At 47.3% G+C, this 19606-nt stretch carries 22 protein-coding genes; 9 read left to right on the top strand and 13 right to left on the bottom strand.

Features of this window, described 5'->3' with window-relative positions; translation table 11 throughout:
• The first annotated feature begins 103 nt into the window (after nucleotides 1-103).
• Genes TX85_RS00580 through TX85_RS27155 form a run of 3 tightly spaced genes read left to right on the top strand, consistent with a single transcriptional unit; the run spans nucleotide 104 to nucleotide 1668 of the window.
• Nucleotides 104-1006, top strand: a complete 903-nt coding sequence (locus TX85_RS00580) for a LysR family transcriptional regulator (protein ID WP_044477214.1) — start codon at nucleotides 104-106, stop codon at nucleotides 1004-1006.
• On the top strand, nucleotides 993-1400 hold the full coding sequence (locus TX85_RS27160; RefSeq protein WP_049894740.1) for an alpha/beta hydrolase: 408 nt from the start codon (nucleotides 993-995) through the stop codon (nucleotides 1398-1400). Before TX85_RS00580 ends, TX85_RS27160 begins: the two co-directional genes overlap by 14 nt.
• Nucleotides 1309-1668 carry a hypothetical protein gene (locus TX85_RS27155; RefSeq protein ID WP_233500751.1) on the top strand — a complete coding sequence of 120 codons (360 nt, stop codon included), beginning with the start codon at nucleotides 1309-1311 and terminating at the stop codon, nucleotides 1666-1668. The genes TX85_RS27160 and TX85_RS27155 overlap by 92 nt, the downstream gene beginning before the upstream one ends.
• 166 nt (nucleotides 1669-1834) lie before the next feature.
• On the opposite strand, the gene TX85_RS00570 is transcribed toward TX85_RS27155, so the two are convergent.
• Nucleotides 1835-2722 (bottom strand): AraC family transcriptional regulator, encoded by an 888-nt coding sequence (locus tag TX85_RS00570; RefSeq protein ID WP_044477213.1) that lies wholly within the window; start codon nucleotides 2720-2722, stop codon nucleotides 1835-1837.
• A 217-nt stretch (nucleotides 2723-2939) separates the two neighbouring features.
• Here TX85_RS00570 and TX85_RS00565 point away from each other — a divergent pair, with 217 nt between their 5' ends.
• The 4 genes from TX85_RS00565 (at nucleotide 2940) to TX85_RS00550 (ending at nucleotide 5738) form a co-directional block, all read left to right on the top strand.
• Nucleotides 2940-3695 carry an SDR family NAD(P)-dependent oxidoreductase gene (locus tag TX85_RS00565; RefSeq protein ID WP_044477212.1) on the top strand — a complete coding sequence of 252 codons (756 nt, stop codon included), beginning with the start codon at nucleotides 2940-2942 and terminating at the stop codon, nucleotides 3693-3695.
• A 457-nt stretch (nucleotides 3696-4152) separates the two neighbouring features.
• Nucleotides 4153-4455: a PadR family transcriptional regulator gene (locus TX85_RS00560; RefSeq protein ID WP_049894939.1), complete on the top strand. Its 303-nt coding sequence runs from the start codon at nucleotides 4153-4155 to the stop codon at nucleotides 4453-4455.
• A gap of 10 nt (nucleotides 4456-4465) precedes the next feature.
• Entirely contained in the window at nucleotides 4466-5113 is a 648-nt protein-coding gene (locus TX85_RS00555; RefSeq protein WP_044477210.1) for an ammonium transporter, read from the top strand.
• Between the two features lie 4 nt (nucleotides 5114-5117).
• A complete protein-coding gene (locus tag TX85_RS00550; RefSeq protein WP_044477209.1) occupies nucleotides 5118-5738 on the top strand; it encodes a DedA family protein in 621 nt (206 codons plus the stop codon).
• A 153-nt stretch (nucleotides 5739-5891) separates the two neighbouring features.
• Here the strand turns inward: TX85_RS00550 and TX85_RS00545 are convergent, their stop codons facing one another.
• Nucleotides 5892-6617 (bottom strand): MerR family transcriptional regulator, encoded by a 726-nt coding sequence (locus TX85_RS00545; RefSeq protein WP_049894738.1) that lies wholly within the window; start codon nucleotides 6615-6617, stop codon nucleotides 5892-5894.
• A gap of 99 nt (nucleotides 6618-6716) precedes the next feature.
• Between TX85_RS00545 and TX85_RS00540 the strand changes: the two genes are divergently transcribed.
• Nucleotides 6717-7574 (top strand): Hsp33 family molecular chaperone HslO, encoded by an 858-nt coding sequence (locus TX85_RS00540; protein ID WP_044477208.1) that lies wholly within the window; start codon nucleotides 6717-6719, stop codon nucleotides 7572-7574.
• A 171-nt stretch (nucleotides 7575-7745) separates the two neighbouring features.
• Here the strand turns inward: TX85_RS00540 and rlmD are convergent, their stop codons facing one another.
• The 4 genes from rlmD to TX85_RS00520 form a co-directional block, all read right to left on the bottom strand.
• The gene (gene rlmD / locus TX85_RS00535; protein ID WP_081671600.1) at nucleotides 7746-9356 is read right to left on the bottom strand and encodes a 23S rRNA (uracil(1939)-C(5))-methyltransferase RlmD; all 1611 of its coding nucleotides are present in this window, start codon (nucleotides 9354-9356) and stop codon (nucleotides 7746-7748) included.
• A gap of 525 nt (nucleotides 9357-9881) precedes the next feature.
• Nucleotides 9882-10763 carry a diacylglycerol kinase gene (locus tag TX85_RS00530; protein WP_044477207.1) on the bottom strand — a complete coding sequence of 294 codons (882 nt, stop codon included), beginning with the start codon at nucleotides 10761-10763 and terminating at the stop codon, nucleotides 9882-9884.
• Nucleotides 10764-10873: 110 nt separating this feature from the next.
• Complete coding sequence (locus TX85_RS00525) at nucleotides 10874-11683, bottom strand: sirohydrochlorin chelatase (protein WP_316244861.1); 810 nt, start codon at nucleotides 11681-11683, stop codon at nucleotides 10874-10876.
• Between the two features lie 69 nt (nucleotides 11684-11752).
• A complete protein-coding gene (locus TX85_RS00520) occupies nucleotides 11753-12043 on the bottom strand; it encodes a YerC/YecD family TrpR-related protein (protein ID WP_044477206.1) in 291 nt (96 codons plus the stop codon).
• A 256-nt stretch (nucleotides 12044-12299) separates the two neighbouring features.
• Between TX85_RS00520 and TX85_RS00515 the strand changes: the two genes are divergently transcribed.
• Nucleotides 12300-12842, top strand: a complete 543-nt coding sequence (locus tag TX85_RS00515) for a hypothetical protein (RefSeq protein WP_044477205.1) — start codon at nucleotides 12300-12302, stop codon at nucleotides 12840-12842.
• A 20-nt stretch (nucleotides 12843-12862) separates the two neighbouring features.
• Here TX85_RS00515 and corA read toward each other — a convergent pair whose 3' ends face one another.
• From corA to TX85_RS26635, 7 genes are all read right to left on the bottom strand, one after another.
• Nucleotides 12863-13822: a magnesium/cobalt transporter CorA gene (corA, locus tag TX85_RS00510; RefSeq protein ID WP_044477204.1), complete on the bottom strand. Its 960-nt coding sequence runs from the start codon at nucleotides 13820-13822 to the stop codon at nucleotides 12863-12865.
• A 298-nt stretch (nucleotides 13823-14120) separates the two neighbouring features.
• Complete coding sequence (locus tag TX85_RS00505) at nucleotides 14121-15119, bottom strand: inorganic phosphate transporter (RefSeq protein WP_044477203.1); 999 nt, start codon at nucleotides 15117-15119, stop codon at nucleotides 14121-14123.
• A gap of 82 nt (nucleotides 15120-15201) precedes the next feature.
• A complete protein-coding gene (locus TX85_RS00500) occupies nucleotides 15202-15816 on the bottom strand; it encodes a DUF47 domain-containing protein (protein ID WP_044477202.1) in 615 nt (204 codons plus the stop codon).
• Between the two features lie 191 nt (nucleotides 15817-16007).
• Nucleotides 16008-17102, bottom strand: a complete 1095-nt coding sequence (locus TX85_RS00495) for a DUF3048 domain-containing protein (protein WP_044477201.1) — start codon at nucleotides 17100-17102, stop codon at nucleotides 16008-16010.
• 177 nt (nucleotides 17103-17279) lie between these two features.
• Nucleotides 17280-18071 carry a DODA-type extradiol aromatic ring-opening family dioxygenase gene (locus TX85_RS00490; protein ID WP_044477200.1) on the bottom strand — a complete coding sequence of 264 codons (792 nt, stop codon included), beginning with the start codon at nucleotides 18069-18071 and terminating at the stop codon, nucleotides 17280-17282.
• A 123-nt stretch (nucleotides 18072-18194) separates the two neighbouring features.
• Nucleotides 18195-19022 (bottom strand): alpha/beta hydrolase family protein, encoded by an 828-nt coding sequence (locus tag TX85_RS00485; protein ID WP_044477199.1) that lies wholly within the window; start codon nucleotides 19020-19022, stop codon nucleotides 18195-18197.
• A 131-nt stretch (nucleotides 19023-19153) separates the two neighbouring features.
• Entirely contained in the window at nucleotides 19154-19330 is a 177-nt protein-coding gene (locus TX85_RS26635) for a hypothetical protein (RefSeq protein ID WP_158297287.1), read from the bottom strand.
• Nucleotides 19331-19606 lie beyond the last annotated feature (276 nt).

Here is a 19606-nt window from a genome sequence, read left to right as displayed (position 1 = left end):
ATTAACCCCACGTTAATATAAAGTTAAATAAAATCTATAAAATATAAATTAAGATTGATAATATCTATCTTTTATTTCGAACATTCACCTATAGGGGGATCTTATGAACTTACAGCAGTTGAAAGCCTTTGTGCTGGCCGTTGAGCTGCAAAAGCTGTATTTGGTGGCGCAAAAGCTAAACATTACACAACCAACGGTGACCTTCCATTTGAATAAACTACAAGAAGAAGTCGGGGTATCCCTGTTCCATACAAAGTCGTACCACGTGATTAAATTGACGGAAGCAGGGAGAGCCTTCTATCATTATGCCGCTCAGATCAGTGCGTTATCTGCGGAAGCCGAGTCAGTAATGGCAGTGTATCAGGGAGTTCACGCGGGGAAGCTGGCGATAGGAAGTACGCATACACCTGCTACATATATGCTCCCACCACTACTGGAGCGGCTTAAACAAAGCCACCCTGGTCTATCCGTTCTTCTCGACGTCAGACCAGCCCCTTTTATCCTGAAGAAAATTAAAAAATACGAGCTTGATCTGGGTATCATCTCGCAGACCTCCATTGAAGATCCTGATCTCATTGTGCTGCCACTGAAGAGGGATGATCTGGTCCTTATTTGTTATCCTGGGCATCCGCTTGCTGAAATAAGGGAGCTGTCGCCCGAGGATATAGCTTCTTACCCTTTCATCTCCCATGAAGAAGGCTCAATCAGCCGCAGGCTCATTGACAGCTGGGCGGATCAACAGGGTATTTCACTAAATATAACCATGGAGGTATCCAGTTCCGCAGCGCTTAAATCAGCCGTTATGCATGGAATTGGTGTCGGCATGGTTGCCGAGGCAGGTATTGGGACGGAGCAGGCCGAAGGACATTTAATAGTCCGGAGGATTCCTGGCTGGGCGGAGAAGCGGTTCATCTATGCTGTGCGTCATCGGAATAAGCTCGCCAGCCCGGCGATGCGGATGTTCTGGAGGGCTATGGAGGAGGAGTGGGAGGGTGAAAATAGCTGATTGGGGAGAGAGGCCAGTAACAGCTTCAGGCTTTGCGGATTACGAGAAGAAAAGCCGGCTCTGGGTCGAGGATACCCGTTTTGTGCTGGATTCCCTGGAGGCGGCGTCCTCGCCGGTTCCCGCATGGCTTGCAGAGAAGATCGACATGAATCGTGCAGGCGTATTCGGCCATTCCTTTGGCGGCGCAACAGCGGCCCGAATGCTGATAGAGGATTCGCGTATCAAGGCTGCGCTGAATATGGAATGGCATATTGTACGGTCAATCCATACCCGAGAACGGGTTCGATCTTCCATATATGCAGATGAATGCAGAGCAGAGCATAGACTACGAATGGTTCGAGCAATCGCTGGATCAGGCCATTGCGTCCTCCGGCAGAACCCGGGCGCATTATGAGCAATTTTGGGCGGAATCCGACAGCAGACGCCAACGAGCCGCTTCGGGAGAAGATGCGTACTCTTTCATTTTAAAGCATGCCAATCATATGAGCTTCACAGATTTTTACCTGTATTCGCCTCTTTTGTATCCGAAGGGCGCTCCGCCCCAATCCGTGCACAAAGCGGTGAATCAGCTGTCCGTCGCCTTCTTTGACCGATTTATCAAAGGAGACGCCAGCATTGATATCCAGGCGCTCGCAGACAAGCTGGGGGTTTCTATGAATTAACGTACGGCAGGCATGAACCCGGGTAGCCAAGGCTGAAATAAAGGCCGTTCTGAACGGCCTTCGCGAAAAGGATTATTACGCTGTACGGGCCAAATGCTATACCTGGGAGGATTTGTACGCAGCCCCGACAATGACGCGTGGAGTATATAAAAAAGATACCCGCTATCTAGTCCCTCGTGCTTTCGATTCGTCTCAGGTTCTCAGTGTCCCGGGCTGGGGATGAACCGAAGAAGCGAGAGTACTCTCGATTAAACTGTGAGGGACTTTGATAGCCAACATGATATGCGGCACTTGCTACTGGATAGCCCTCAAATGCTATGAGGTTTCTAGCCTCCAAAAGCCTTAATTGCTTTTGAAATTGAATTGGACTTAAACCCGTTGCCCGTTTGAACTGACGGTGAAAGGTATTTATAGCCATACCAGATTTTGATGCCATCACTCCAATGTCTATTGGCCTCATAAAATTACCGCGAAACCACTGAATAATATGGGACATTTTCGATAAATTACTTTCCCGCAGGCCAAATTGCCTTAGATACCACCCTTGTGGTCCCATCAGAACGCGATATAGGATTTCGCGCTCATAAGCTGGTGCAAGAGCCGGAATATCTCTTGATGTTTTCGATAATCGCATTAAGCGCAGCCACGCCTCCATAAATTCAATGTCCATTTCACAAGCTGTGAAATGCTTGGAGGCTGTCGGTAATAGATTTTCAGGAAGATCCCTTAATAAACTCTGAAGAACATTCTGATTCAACTTGAGACCAAGGGACATGTAAGGACGGCCATTACGGTCCTGATGTACACTCGCCGTTGCAGGAACATGCACCGGTAACACGTAATATGACGGCCCTTTCAGATTAGTGCTACGTTCCCCGATTGAAAGAATCTTTGTTCCTTGAACCGTAAAACCAATCATCGGCTCGTAGAGTGCTGCGAGCTGATGAGCGGGAATGTCTCCCTTAATCATACTTAGCCCCGGTACTCCGGTTTCAATCTGTCGAGTGCCTGCGCCTTCCATTAGATCAATAATTTCATCAAGGACGTTTTTCATGCGCTTATTCTATCACACGCCTTCTTATCCCTCAACACAGCTCTGAAATACTTCGATATTTTTAGGCTATTCACGCGACAAATATAAAGGATGATTCGGGTCTATTGAAAAGTAAGGTGGTATTTTTAGGCAATCAAAAGGCATTTTTAGATCTATATTTTCTCAACAGATGCAACTAAAATTGAAGCCAGATCGAACACCAAATAAGGAGGATCTTATGAAAATTGCGATTGTAACAGGTGGAAGTAATGGCATTGGGAAAGCGACGGCGCTTGAGCTTGGCAAGCGCGGAATTAGCGTCATTCTCACATACAATTCCTATAAGGACCGGGCAGAAGCTGTCGTTAAGGAAATTGAGAAGAATAAAGGCGTTCGGGCATTCGCGCTGAAGTTGGATTTGACTCAAATATCAACATTCGAAAGTTTTGTTCTGGAAGTGAAAAAGAGCCTCCTGGACATTTGGAACAGAACGACTTTTGATTACTTAGTTAATAATGGCGGTGTCGGCGGGCCAATGATGTTCACTGAGATGAGCGATGAATACTTCGACAAGATTCTTAATACGAACTTCAAAGGACCGATTTTTTTAACACAACAACTTGTCGAATTCATGGAGGATGCTGGAGCTATTGTAAATACCACGAGTTCATCCAGAAACCAGTCATTTCCAGGGTACTCCGTCTACGGCTCGTTAAAAGCAGCATTCTCAACCTGGACCCGTTACATCGCCAAAGAACTTGCACCTCGCCAAATTCGGGTCAACGCCATCTCGCCCGGTCCTACGCACAGCAATTTTGGCGATGGAGCATTCGATAAACATCCTGAATTCATTAAGCCGCTGGCTGAGCAATCTGTATTTGGCAGAATCGGCCAACCCGAAGATATGGCGAAGGTCATTGTGAATTTATTGTCCGATGATTTCGGCTGGGTTACAGCCCAGGACATTGAAGTATCTGGCGGACATTTGCTTTAAGAAAGCTATGTTCCCCATGTGAAAGCCCGGATAAAAAAAGGGGCTCATCGTCATTTATATGGCTTAGGGCCCCCTCATTTAGCGAGATTCTCGGGATTCGCCTACCTATTGCTCGGACCGTTCATCTCTATTAGCTTCCCCTCTCGGAACGATGTTCCATTCCTCCATTCGACCGCCATTGTTCGAAATGCACCGCGAAAGCCGGAGGCAATCGCTGTCACATCTCATGTTCGAACCATCAATATGACCGACTCCACATGTTGTAAAGCTCAGGCTGATCTTCATCACAAGGTATAATGCGAGGCCTTGCTCTTAAATTTGCTATACAAAGTACATTGTAATGTAAAGTAAAGTGTGCTATTATATTTTCCAAGTGCTTAGCATTACATTTTTTTTGAATAAGTACTTTGTTATAAAAAGTAATAATGGAGAGGTGTTATCGCAGTTGAATACTGAAATGATGAAAGGAATGGTTGACTTATTGATATTATCCATTTTAAATGGGGCGGATAACTATGGCTACGAAATTTCACGGTCGATTAAACTAAAATCCCAAAATCAGTTCGATATTCCGGAGCCCACACTTTACTTGTCTTTGAAACGCTTGGAAAACAGAAGCATTCTACGTTCATACTGGGGTACAGAAAGTAATGGAGGCCGAAGAAAGTACTACTCGCTAACTGAAGAGGGGAAGGATCAACTCGAAACATTAACAAATGAATGGACCGAAATAAGAAAATTGATTGATCGGTTTATTTAAGGAGGTACTTATGAAAGCACACCAAGATTCAATGTTTAACTTTCAACAACTGAACTATAAAATGTTAATCGCTGCTTCAATGCTGTTATTTGCAGTGATAGTCTATATTGACCGATCCTCGGTGAACGATAATCTGGTCATTGTCCAATCGGGCTACTGGACTTCCTTTGGCCTTGCCACCATATGGGGCATTATTAACTATATTTCTCACATCCAATATAACGTGACTTCTGCAATCCTACATGGAGATATTGAAGAGTATGTGGACAAGATGAAACTTTCCATTGAAGAGGCGCAAGAGTTAAAAACATATCTGGCAGACTATGCTTCCGACTTGGTCATACAGCATCACCTGTCCGAGAAAGATGCACGGACCCGCGCAATGAATGAATTTAACATCAAAGAAATCCATCAGTTAATGAAAGATAAGAACTTGTTTATCTTTATGAAGCATACCTACTTGCTTGGTTATGCAGCCGTTTTTACTGCGCTGTTCCTGTTGCTTTCGGTCATTAGCAGCTACGTTGGTTGGTCAACCACAATGGTCAGCATTATTAGCATGTTGATCATTTACACGTTTGGTTTTATCGGAATGTTTATTCTGTATAAATTTCTAGATGCTATTTTTAGAAAGAAATTGTATGGGGATGAGGAGTAGTGTGATGGAAGAAATTATTTTGGAAGTTTTAAACGACTACGGATACTTTGGAATCTTCTTTTTAATCATGATAGAAAACCTTTTTCCGCCCATTCCGTCAGAAGTGATTTTAACCTTTGGTGGGTTTGTCACGACTCATTCAAATTTATCCATCATTGGTGTCATTACATCAGCAACGCTGGGTTCAGTAGCCGGTGCGATCATTCTGTATATGGTGGGAAGAATATTTAACGCAGATCGAATTGAAAAATTTGTTTCCAAATGGCAAAAGTACTTAAGAATCTCACCAGAGGATATACAACGGGCTAACGCATGGTTTAGAAAAAACGAAAAATGGACTGTTTTCTATTGTCGATTTATTCCTCTAATTCGAAGCCTGATATCATTGCCTGCGGGCATGGCCCGCATGAATCTCACACCTTTTTTATTGCTAACTACACTCGGATCCTTAATTTGGAATGCTGTCTTAATCATCATCGGTGCTTATGTCGGAGAATCTTGGACATCGATTGTTAAGTTTATGGATGTGTATTCCAACATCGCCTATGTCGGATTAGTCGTGTTATTCATTATATTTATTTATTGGTACTTTGGTATATACAAGAGAAAAAATCAGAAAGCCTAATGACTCCGTATCCAATAAAGATGATGTCCCCCTTAGATTTACCTCTTTCTTAGTTATGAGCTAAGGGGGATGTCCGTATCACCAATACATTTATTCCCCGCGTACCATCAATATTACGCACTCCACATGGATTGAGTGCGTAATATTGCGCTATCAAGTAAAGTGTGAGACAGCTTCTTTGATGAAATGATACAGCTCACTATCCATGCCGTAAGCAATCGATTCAGTAAAGTTCTCACTGTAATAATGTTCGGCAGATTGAATAAATCCCTCAGGAGCAACTGACTCTATTTCAAGTATCCATCGTTTGGCTAGTGGCGCAACCTCGGGATCGCTTGGCAACTTCCCATTTTCCTTCATTTCACGGAATTCGGAAAGCAAGTTCTTGCCTACTGCGTTATTTTTCCTCAATTCATTAGTAACCGTCGTCTTATACTTTTTTATCATCTCTACCTTGTGCTTCTCCGAAAAATGGGGACTTGCAATCATTTTCGTCATTTGGATTGCCATCAGGAAACGCTCACTCGATACAGCTTCTCCTACATCAAGTAGTTCAAATATGTCATGCAACCTGTTTCGAAGTTCAACCAGTTGGTTTATCTGCTCGTTTAAACGGGATAGATGTAAATTCAGCATTTTCTTTGGATTGTAATCAGAGTTATTCATCATATCTTTTATTTCTTCAAGAGTAAAACCCAACTGCTTGAGCGTTACAATTTGATGTAACCGCGCGATATCAGAATCTGTATAAAGACGGTGACCTGATTCTGTTTCATCTGATGGCTTCAACAAACCAATTTGATCATAGTGATGCAAGGTTCGAACAGTAAGTCCCGTTTTCTTAGCAACTACTCCTATTTTTAATGTTTTCTTAACCAAATCTTGCACCCCCTTGAACCTAACGTAACGTCATGATTTATAATCGATTTTAACATAAAAGTTGAAAATAAACGCTGACAAGAGGGGATTAGAATTATTATGAATTATATTACTAAAATACTTGCATTAAACAAGCAGGCACGCATACTTTTTGTAGAAAATACGAATTTGATCCACGAGGTATGCTCCAATCAAAACACGAATAGGCTTTTAAAAACATTGCTGGCTAGAACGGTTAGCTGCGCAAGTTCCTTAACTGGATTACTGAAGGATAATCATCGTATTAGTCTCAGAATCAGTGCTAGCAAAAGGGACTATAAAGTATATGCGGATGTCGATGCTGAAGGAAACGTGCGGGGATTTATCAGTGATGAACTGCTAAACGCTCATGGTGAGGGAATTAGTCCATTCACGGTTGAACAAATTATTGGTGACAAAGGTTGTATTCAGCTGACGAACGATATCGGAATGAACAGTATCATTACTGGGATTACCGACATGCCTTATAGAAACATTGTCGATGATATTTCACACTATTATGCACAGAGCGAACAGACTCCTACCTGGATTTCGACCTACATTGTTTTTAACGAGCAAGATCAGATAGAACTTAGCAGAGCAGTTCTCGTGCAGTTGCTCCCAGGTTCTCCAATTACACTGCAACACCAAATAAGAAGGAGGATCACAGATCATAAAGCGCTCTTCTTTGACGCAACCAACAAAGAGATCATGAAACAGTTGCCTTTCACCCTATTTGATGATGCCGAATTGCTCGAGAACAAACCAATACAACTATTCTGTGGCTGCTCAAAAGAGATGTTCTATTCGATGCTGTATGGCTTAGGTAAGGAAGAGATATCGAATGCATACATTAGTGGCAGTACAATAGAATTTGCATGCAATGTGTGTGGTAACAAATATTTATACCATCCGGAAGAACTGAAAAATTTACTCTAAACTCGCTCTCAGAGAAGATGTCATGTTTCTAAAATACGAAAAGAGGCTGATCCTGACGGACAACCTCTTTTCTTCGTCATGGAGCCAAGGGGATCGAACTTAAGTCTCCACTAGCTGCACTCCAAATACATTGTGACTCTATCGTAATTGAGCATTACTGTCACATCTCATTTATTCCTTGCGTACCATCAATATTACGCACTCCACATGCACCGTATGCGGAAACATATCCACTGGTTGCACTTCTACTGCCTTGTATCCCCCATCCTCCAGCACCCGCAAATCCCGTGCCAAGGTGGCCGGATTGCAGCTCACATACACAACACGCTCAGGCTTCATCTCCAGGATCGTGTCCAGCAGGCGAGGGTCGCAGCCCTTGCGCGGTGGATCGACGACGATCACGTCGGCTTCGATGCCTTGCTCCTTCCAGCGCGGAATCACGTCTTCAGAGGCGCCGACCTCGAACTTCACATGCTTCATCCCGTTCAACTCCGCATTGACACGAGCATCCTCGATCGCTTCCTTGACGATCTCCACACCGTACACCTGCTCCGCATGCTGCGCCAGGAACAGCGAGATCGTACCGATCCCGCAGTAAGCGTCGATCACCGTTTCCTTGCCCGTCAATCCAGCATACTCCACGGTCTTCCGGTATAAAACCTCGGTCTGCACGGGATTCACCTGATAGAAGGAGCGGGCCGAGATTGCAAACTGCACATCTCCAATGTAATCATAGATCACATCTCTTCCCCACAGGACAAGCGTCTCGTCTCCGAAGATCACATTGGTCCGTTTGGTATTAATATTTTGGCAGATGCTAGCCACATCCGGAAGACGATCCCGAATACTGCCGATCCAGGCATCCAGGTGCGGGATATCCCGTCCATTGGTTACGAGAACCAGCATCATTTCTCCCGTACGAAAAGCTTTCTTCACCACCACATGGCGCAGCAGCCCGCGTCCCGTCTCTTCGTTATAAGCGGAAATGCCCAGCTCACTGCCGAGCTGCTTCACCACGGCGACAGCGGCATCATTATCCTCATGCTGGATCAGACAAGTCTCCATATCCACGATCCGATGACTTCCCCGGGCATAAAATCCGCCCACAAGTCCGCCATCAGCCGTCCCAATCGGCACCTGGCCTTTGTTCCGATAGCGCCATGGCTCATCCATCCCGAGCGTAGGCAGCACCCGGATACCCTCACTAGAGCTGTCTGCTGTTGCTCCCGGCAAATCTCCCGAATTGAACCGGGAATGATCGGAGCCAGCCAGAGAACTTCCGTCCACCTTCCCTGCTGCGGACATCGTGCTCTCCGCACGTTCTCCATCCGTGGTCGCATCCCTCAAGCCACTATCCTTCTGCTCTCCCGCGACACGCAGCTTACCGATCCGCTCCAGCGCATCGACGACGTGCTGTCTTTTCCAGGCCAGCTGTCCTTCATAGCTGAGATGCTGAAGCTGACAGCCGCCGCACTGGTCATAAATTGCACAAGGAGCGGATACGCGCTGGGGACTTGGTTCCACAATCTTAAGCAGCTTCGCATAGCCATACTGCTTCTTGGTCTTCAGCACTTTGGCCTGAATCACCTCACCGGGCAGCGCCGCCTGAACGAACAACGTATAGCCCTCCACACGACCCACGCCTTCTCCATCATGATTCATGCCGACCATTTCCAGTGTGACTACATCATTCTTGGCTATCGGAACACCTTCAAGCCGTTTACTAGCCTGTCCCTTCCTGCCTCGCCCTTGCTGTCCTTGAATCCTCTGCTGTCGCTTCATCTCATTGCCTCATTTCCAGAACATATTCCTGTATTAGGTTCAATCTTAAAATCAGTGTCTGACGTGACGGGAGAGTTAGGCGTGTTCCCTTTGGTCTGATTGCCTACAGCATGCCGTGCCTGAAAACATTTGTACGCTTTTTCGTATAAGTTGTTCTTAAATTTATAGGAATCGATGCATCCTAGACGAAAAAACATACAAAAGCATAGCAAGGACATCCTCAAATCGAAAAGTTGTATGATTTCTCCTATAAAACACTCGCCTTTACCTTGAAAAGACTACGCTTTATATGGAATATCCTACAAAACACCTTCAAATCTACCATCACTCCAGCAAGCAAGTTAAGTTCATCACGGGTCAAGCGCTGATTCCGGTGTTGAACCTGTACTTATCCTCAAAATAGCCTCATCCGCACAAAACCCCGCCGATCTCTGGCGGGGACTCATGAGCAAATTATAGCGTCTCTTCACCTTTAAAGCACAAAGCGCAAAGCACAAAAGGTACTTAATCCCTTTCCTGCTCCATCTAGGCAAAAATCTGCACATGCTGCGGCAGAATCTCGAACACGCCGGGCAGCTCGCCGCCGAGCTCACCATCGAGATTAAGCAGCACATGATTCGGAGAAATCACTTCCATCCTTGAGGTCTTCAGATAGACAACATGCGGATCATTGAAATGATCCCCTCGCAGCGCCATCGACACTAGGCGAATGAACTCTGCCAGATTGCATTTTCTCACAGCGATCACATCCAGCATCCCGTCATCAATCTCCGCTCCAGGCGCCAGCTTCTCGAAGCCGCCGACAGAGTTGCTGTTTGCGATCAGGAACAACATGAACTCGCCCTCGATCGTATCGTGTCCGGCTGCTTCAATGACCAGATGCATCGGGCTCAAATTGACCATCTTCTCGACGCCCTTTACATAATAAGCAAGCTGTCCGATCATCGTCTTCAGCCGGCTGGGCACCTCATACGTCAGCTCCGTCAAGGAGCCGCCTCCGGCAATATTAATGAAATGCCTTCCGTTCACTTTGCCGATATCAATCGGCCGGGTCTGATTCTGAATAATCAGATCACAGTAATCCTCCCAGCGCTTCGGAATCTTCATCGCCCGTGCAAAATCGTTCGTCGTCCCGAGCGGGAAAATGCCTAGCGGGGGCAGATGGCTCTGTCCAGCCATTCCGTTAATGACTTCATTCAGCGTTCCGTCTCCGCCCGAAGCGATGATGATATCGTAGCCGCGCTCACAAGCCTCCGCTGCCTCGCGTGTCGCATCCCCTTCTCCTGCTGTCGCATGGCAGGAAGTCTCAATCCCTGCCTTATCGAGCCGATCCAGGATGTCAGGAAGCAACCGCCGGATTTCTTCACGTCCGGAGGTTGGATTATAGATCAGCCTAGCTCTTTTCATCTCATCAACGCCACCTGTTATTCATTATCGTCCTCAATACATCTCTATTCACTGCCAGGGTGTACTAAGCAACCCTATTAAAAGGTATTACCCGTTTGGACGCAATTTAGTTATTCACTGATCTCATTATATTCAATATTTGCGCATACATCCAGCGGGCGACCAGAGGATGCGGCAGCAACGGCTCCCCCGGAATACCGGTATTGCAAGCCTTTAAGGCGCTCAGGAATGACACTTTTTGTAAAATAACCCGCACTTAAAAATAAAGGAGCCACTATGACTTCATCCCCCATCTCCTCGGTATACCGGCTGACCTGTGACCGCAGGCTATCTGGATTCAGCAGCGCATAATCGGCAGCCGCCAGGCCGCTGATCTCGCCGATTCGAGCCGACAAGGCAGCTATTCCTTCTTTCCATCGCTGCCTGAACCCGTCATGCCTGCTGCCATGGCCGACAAGAACAAGCGCCTCCCGTTCAGGCCGCTTCGATAATCCCTTCACCTTGTCCCACACAAGCTCGGCGATCAAAGGATCATCATGTATAGGAACGCCAAGAAACACGCGTGCGGATATACGAAGGCGCTCCATATCGGTCTCCTTCTCCGGCGTGTTCTTGATGCCTAAAGCATAGGTAATCTCATCTATATGCGTACTTCCAGAAGACACAAACAAGGGGATAACGATGATTTCCGTAATCCCCTGCGCTTCCAGTCGGTCGATTCCGTCCTGGATCAGCCTGCCCTCCTGGTTATCCAGGAATACAGCTTCCACGGATATCCCTTCAGGGAGTAATTCCATCAACTCGGAAACCGTGCCGTCGACCAGCTCCGCCCACCCCGGGTCAGGAGAACCATGGCTAATGATGAGCACACCTGGCTGAACCGATTTGTTCAAAGCAAGAGGCTCCTTCTTGTTTGTCATGATTGCATTCTATCCTTCCCGTTCATTGAGGCGAGCCCGACTCCCTACTTAGTAAGTGTACCGCCTCTATTATCTGCCCAGGCGGTCCAAGGTCATCTTATAACCCTCATTGCCATAGTTCAGGCAACGCTTCACGCGGGATATCGTAGCCGTACTGGCTCCGGTCTCCGCTTCAATCTGGTTATAGGTATTCCCTTTGCCAAGCATTCGCGCCACTTCCAGACGCTGGGAGAGCGACTGAATTTCATTGACCGTGCACAAATCATCAAAAAAGATATAACATTCCTCGATGTCCTTCAATGTAAGAATTGCTTCGAATAATTGATCAATGCTTTTATCATTCAATTTCTTAAGCTGCACTGGATAATCATCCCCTACCATGACTTAAACACAATTCCATTGTACCCGAGTCAAGTCCCCCTTTTCAAGCATTAACGGTTTCACGCATTACAGAAATAGTGCCCAAATCCGGCAAAAGCCTAATGAATCGGGACATTCGTCTATACGCATTCGCCCCTGGACACATACAGTATAGTAATCAATCGCCCAAGGAAGAGAAGGAATCTCACGCTGTTTGTGAACGATTCAGAATTATAGGAAAAGGATCGTGATATTCATGCCACATTATCAATCTCCCCATCCGCAACGCACGACCCGCAGCGCAACCCCGCCTGCGTACCCGTATAGTCAATACCCGGGACTCGCTCCCCTGGAAGGTGCTGCAGAAGAGGTACTCCAAGCAGAAGCCTCCTCACTGGTGCCTTACAGTCCGCAAGCGGGAGGTGCGCTCGCACCGCTCGGCGGCGGAGCAGCCGATGCTGCTACAAAGAGCGGGGGGCTGTTAGGCAGTTTAGGTAATCTGGGCAATCTGGGGGACATCAAGGGCATCATTGACCGCATGGGCGGCCTTGACGGCATTCTTGAAACCGTCGGAAAGGTTCAGAAGATGATGCAGACTGTGCAGCAATTTGCCCCCATGGCCAAAATGTTCACCGCATTTCTTCCCGGAGCCGCCGCCAAGCTTCAAGCAGGGGCGACAGCGGCTGATAAGGTTTCCTACTACAAGCCTCCCCGGCGCAGACGCAACGGTCGACGAACCAACAAGAGAAGCGGGTCGGGCTCAGGGAGCCGCAGGAAGAACGTCAAACGCCGCCGTTAATGCCAACGGCGGCGTCTCTCTTATTTGAACCAGCCGCGCCTCAGAAACGCGAGAATCATCCAGACGGTCAGCACCAGCATCCCGCCCAGCACGGCGAAGTATCCATATTTCCACCCTAGCTCCGGCATATTCACGAAGTTCATTCCATAGATGCCCGCAATCAGGGTCAATGGCATAAATACAGTAGTAATGACCGTCAAGGTCTTCATGATCCCGTTCATCCGGTTCGAATTAAGAGAGATATAGGAATCGCGCAGATCGGCGGTCATCTCCCGGTCGCTCTCGATCATCTCCGACAGCTTGAGCAAGTGATCGTACACATCCGCGAAGTGTGCCCGCGGCTCCTTCTCTCCTTGGATATGTTGTGAATTCAAGATTCGGTACAACATATCCCGCATGGGAACAATCGTCCGACGCAGCTTCAACAGCCTGCTCCGCAGCTCGAATACCTGATTCATCAATAACTCCACGGACTCCTTGCTGCCCCGGTTCTCCAGCTCGTCCAGCTCGTCCTCTAAGGCATATACACAAGGGAAATACTGATCCACTAATGCATCAATGATAAAATAAGCGGCCACGAACGGTCCTCTCGTCCAGGACTTGTGGCTCTGTGTCCGGTGCTGCAATCCCTCCCATACCGCATCAATCTCGGTGATCGGGCGTTGATGGAAGGAGACCATATAATTCGAGCCAATGAACAGGTTAACCTCTGCCGTTGCCAGGGTATCCGGGTCCAGCGCATGCAGCACCAGAAATTCGTATTCCTCGTAATAGTCGATCTTGGGACGCTGAAGCACATGAAGACAATCCTCTATAGCCAAGGGGTGAAAATGAAAACCGGTATCCAGCAGACAGCTCTCTTCCTCGGTCGGCTCGCTGAAATCAATCCAGCTCCATAAGTATTTGGCGTCCTGAATGTCTTCCAATGAAATTCCGGCATCGACCCGATGATCGTGTGTAATCCCCATTACTCGAATCATGATCGGCATTCCCCCTATAAGAGGTTGTTCAAAAAGTCCCCTTTTGATCACGAAGTGTTTCAAGAAGATCATTCGACGTCGAATCTTGCGTTCACCCTTGAAGTCCGGTACTCATGTAGGGTCTGCCTACATTCCGTTCCTCCTTCTTCGGATTCTCGCAACCTTCTCGGTGCTGAAAAGTTAACTTTTTGAACACGAACTTTAAGAAAAAGTTGAACTAATGATATACGCTGAAGGCAACGTGCGCAGTGCGTTCACTGTACACGCTGCCTTTTCAACGCAGCTTCTTAGTTCAACTTTATATAAGACCGAATAACAATTTGTACAATACACCGGCTAGTACAGCTACGATCGGAATGGTGATTACCCAAGCAACCACGATCCGTCCGGCTACTCCCCATTTCACGGCAGAGAAGCGTTTCGCGGAGCCTACACCCAGAATTGCCGATGTAATAGCATGCGTAGTGCTGACCGGCAAGTGAAGCAATGTCGCTCCGAAAATAACCGTCGCTCCGGTAAGATCGGCTGCAAAGCCGTTAATCGGTTCAATCTTGAAAATCTTTGTCCCCATCGTCTTGATGATCTTCCAGCCGCCGACTGAGGTCCCCAGCGCCATTGCAGTAGCTGCCGAGAGCTTAACCCACAGCGGCACCTCCATATCATCCTGGAACTTAGCCGTTACGAGCGCAAAGGTGATAATCCCCATCGCTTTCTGAGCGTCATTCGTACCATGGGTGAAGCTTTGGATTGCCGCCGTGAGGATTTGCATGCTGCGGAAGCCTTTATTCACCGTATGAGGGCTGCGTCTGGCGAAAATCCATTTCAGAAGCATCATAATAATATAACCTACAACAAATGCAATAATCGGAGAAAGTACCAGGCCTTCAATAATAGTAATGAATCCGCTCCAGTTCAGCTTGTCCGATCCTGCGCCCACATACACCGCACCGGCAAGCGAGCCGATCAGTGCATGGGAAGAGGACGACGGAATTCCGAACCACCAGGTAACCAGATTCCAGATAATTGCCGACAACAACGTTGCAACCAAGATCTCGAGACCGTTATCGAGCTTCGCAGGGTCTGCCACACTGCCGCCGATCGTCTTGGCAACACCGGTAAACATGATGGCTCCCAGGAAGTTCATGCAGGCAGCAAGCATAATCGCTGTCCGCGGCTTTAAAGCCCGGGTGGATACCGATGTCGCAATCGCGTTGGCGGTATCGTGAAATCCGTTAATAAAGTCAAAAGCCAGCGCAAGAAAGATAACGATCAGAATAATTAGTGTACTTATATCCATAACTAGTCTGCACAGATGGGTCCTCTCTGTCTAAATCCGCGCAATTCCCAACCTCCCGTTGATCGATTCAATAGCTTAGGCATTACGAATTACGCATAATGATGGATTCAAGCATATTAGCAACATGCTCGCAGGCATCTGTCGTCGTCTCCAGGCGCTCATAAATTTCTTTCTTCTTGATCAGAACAATCGGATCTGTCACCTTGGCAAACAATTCATTGATACAAATCCGCAACAAATCATCGCCCTGGTTCTCCAGATCGTTAAGCCGAATCGTGTGCTCACGAATTGCCAGCAGCTTCTTCTCTGATAGCAGGTGGATAGCTTTTTGAATCTCGTAAGCCGAATTACGTAAAATTTCTGCAAAATGAGTGATATGCTCGTCCGGCTCGGACAGATGATACATGAAGAAGCGTGAAGTCGTTGCCTCCAGACCATCCACCACATCATCCAGTGTCGTCGTGAGGTTCATGATATCGTCACGCTCAATCGGTGTAATGAACGTCTTGTTCAGTTCAACGATGATCGTATGTGTATAGCTGTCGCATTGGGACTCGAATTCCTTCATTTTCTTGGCGAATTGGTCCACATTGTTGAATTCCGTTACTTGCTCAGCAAAATAATCCGCAGCATGCACGATAGCGTCTGCCATGTTCTCTAAAGTTTGAAAAAAGATGTCCTTCTTCTTGACACGCATCTTGTTTCCCCTTTTCTTTGAATATACGATTTTACACTCCTATTACACTTTTAACACTGGCTTAACACACCTTGAATATCTTAACACATCTCGTAAGAATGTAGGTAATAATGTCGCAAACATTTCAAACTCACAGCATAAATTTACCCAATCAGATACAAAACTATCCTTGCATATACAATTTCAGACAATTATGGGCTCGTAATTTCCTCATTCACCTTCAAATGACTGTCGAAATCAGGACTGTTCGGGACAATATTGAAATAGGTCGTTCCAGGAATAAAAGGAACCTCCACATTATCCTTCACGAACCGGATCACATCATCTGCACGCCGGATCCAATGGCCCCGAATCATTTTGCCCTGCTGGAACAGCACGGCTTCTCCGCCCAGGTCCAGCTCAATCGATAATCTGCCGATATCATCCAATACCTTATGATTTGCGCCCATGACGACAACGTTTGCTGCCGTCAGGGTCTCTTCGCTCTCCAGATCGACATGAGGGCTTCCGTTAATAAAGCGCTCGTATAGTCCGCTGGAGGCATTATATTGATATTGAACCTTATAGTTTTCTAATTGAAACTTAATCTCTAGCTTTTGAGCTGATTCTCCTTCAACCACCTCATCCGCACTCCGGAAGGTGTAGGAAGGGACGTCCGCATCCTCTAGAGCATAGCCTCGCTTATTTGCTCCTTCTAGCAAGGTCTCCACATTGGAATAAAGATTGTGAGGCGCCTTGCGTGATTTGTCCCGCCAGAAAAAGGAGCCTGCATTCGTAATCTCATCGAGATCCTCCTTATGCTGGCGTTGAAGAATGGCGTATGCGTCATTGCTCGCTCCGGCATGGACAAGAACGCCGTGATAGCTCTCCCCAAGATCAATCATATATGGACGTATACTCCGGATTGGGCCAATCTTGGCGCCATCCGCATGACTTTGAAAAATCGAGACTAACCGGGTAACTCCGCCTTCGGCCAATACCTCATAGACGATATCGGCTCCCAACAGACCGGATTGAGGTCTGGCCGCTGGCGCATTATTGACCATAATCGCCAAGGGCCGGCGAGTAACCGGTTCATCCATCGGCATGCCTGTGAGCGGCGCCGTGTAAAGCGGAACTGTCGGCGCCTCTGGTTCATCAGGCGTCGTCGGATCCTGCTCTGTAACAGGAGGCGAGTGCTCGTCCAGATCCGCAACCTCCTTGACCGTATTACATCCAGACAGCAGAATCAGGCATGCAGAAAGCAGCAATAAGAAGAAACTCAATTTAGGGTTAAATTTTGTCATATTTCCTCCGTCAAACTATTTGTAAATTCTATTATACGCTCTCGGCTATCCCTGAGAAAACCAAGAGTTGGCTTAAAATTAATAGAGCGTGTTTATCCAAAGGGGATTTGAACGCAAAAAAACGCCATGAGCCCAGAGACTACAGCGTCTCTGACCTCATGACGGCTGAATTAAAATCTAGGATTTGCTACCGAACATCCAGCAATTCAGGCTGAGATTGCCAAATTCATATTCCTGATGCAGCTTGCTGGCATTACGGTCATTGTCGGAAGCGCCCATCGCGTACAGCAGAGGTGCAAAGTGCTCCGGAGCATAGGAAGGAACCGCTTCGCGAGCATGGGGCGCACGCTTAACATATTCAAACAACTGCCGCAGATCCCAATTTGCGAGCTGCTCTTCAATCCATTTATCGAAGTCGACCGCCCACGATGAAGGCGAGTCGCCGCTGCGCTCCAGCATTCGCAGATTGTGAACCAGTCCTCCGCTGCCGATCACCAGCACATTTTCCTCCCGAAGGGCCATAAGCATTTTGCCAATCGCATATTGCTCCGCAGGAGTACGTCGGGCATCCACCGACAATGCCACTACCGGAACATCACATGCAGGGAACATCTCCCGAAGCACGATCCATGCCCCGTGATCAAGCCCTCTTCCCGTGATGGTCTTGTAAGCCAGATTGCCATCCTTGAACAGAGCTTCAATCCTTGCCGTCAGCTCAGGACTTCCTGGTGCAGGATAACTGATCTCGTACAGTTCATCCGGAAATCCGTAGAAATCATGAATAGTATCATGAACCTGATCGGAGGTCACGAATTGAATCGGGGAATCCCAATGTGCGGAGAACAGAACAATTGCTTTCGGTTTGGACAAGATCTCTTGTCCGAGCCTGCGTAAAAAAGCCGTGTATTCGTTGTTCTCGATCGCTAAAGTTGGAGCCCCATGGGCAATAAATAAAGCAGGCTGAGTCATTCTATCAACCTCCCGGGCATTCGCCAAAGGATATATTTCCATTTTATCCCGAAAGGAAGCGATTTACCACATTTGCGAAAAAAGATTGAAGATTTTCAGTCTGCTTTCAGCCTTTGAAACGGTTTAGATCATCCAATGCTGCCAATCGCTTTGGGTCGTCTGAAGGCGTCCTAGCCAGGACAAGGTCGTCTGCAACAGCTGTTTGCGCGATTCCCCGGATGAGAAGGTATGATTGGCCTGAAAAATAATCTCCTTATCACAGCTGCCCTCGCTCCGCATCCAGAATACCTTCTGATACAGAAATGCGTAGTCTGCCGGAATGTCATCATCGGAGGTTCCGTGAATTACGAGTACATCTCCCGAGAACTTCAGCGCTTCCTGAAGCGGCTGGAAGTTGCCCAAGGAATTAAAGAACACAGGCGTCAATTCATAGCCAAGATAATCAGCACTTCCCTGTCCGATGGCCTGGTCATAGACCTGGCGGCCGGTTATTTTCACGATATCCCCGAACGGATAGCCGACCGCAGCCCACAGCACCAGATTTTTCACCCGGCGATCACGGACAGCAGTCAGAAGTGCGATCATCCCGCCAAGACTGTGTCCCAGCAAGGTCACACGGGTTGGATCAATGTCCCCGATTCCCAGCGCATAATCAAGCACTGCGCGAGTCTGGGCAATCATGGAGTCCACACCCTCATCTCCATAGGTTCCGGTGCTCTCCCCGCAGCCCAGATAGTCGAAGCGGACGGCCAAATAGCCTTTGGCGGCAAGCTCTCTGGCAGTGTTCACGAACAACCGGTCAACCCCGATACGGCTCCCGACAAAGCCATGGCAGATCACGACGAGCGGGGAACGTCCCTTGCAACGCCCTTCCTGATTAGCTGTTGTCGGATAATGTATACTGGCAGCCAACGATTCCTGTCCATACGGAATAATAATTTGACGCTCCATCCGATTCCGCCCCCATTCCTATACGAATTATCGAACCAATCATATTAATATTAATCCGATAAGTTTAATAAGATTTAATGTAATCTTATATTAGCATTGGAATCGAAACGGTGTCAATCTTATTCCACTCGCTATTCGTAGGCCTGTCTCAAATAAAAGCGAGTCATATCGTCATGATCCATCTCAGATTCGTTCGAGTCATAGCGCATCCCGATCACATCATCCTCTGAGGCCACTTCCTCCAGGCTTCCCCTTGAATGACTGTTCAATAAAAAGCGGCGAGTCAACTCCGATTCATCATAATCCATTTGGGCTTCCCTCCAGAACTAATTTGCAGTAGTTTCGGCGTGAGGATAAGCCTTTTATACCTGTTCAAGAAAACGTCACATTAACAGAGCTATAAGTTGAACTCATCAGCAAAAAGAGCCGAATAAATGTTTGTGCGTCCGGGGGCAACGTGTGAAGGATGCTTACGATCGCTGTTGCTCGCGGATTTCTCTTACTGGACGAAGTTCAGAAATGGAAGAAATCCACTCACAAAGGCGAACACTCCGTTTCTTCAGCACCCTTCACACTTATGCCCT

The sequence above is a fragment of the Paenibacillus antibioticophila genome (assembly GCF_000455265.1).
GTDB lineage: Bacteria > Bacillota > Bacilli > Paenibacillales > Paenibacillaceae > Fontibacillus > Fontibacillus antibioticophila.
Note: the sequence above shows the minus strand (reverse complement) of the source record. Positions and strands in the feature narration are given on the sequence as shown.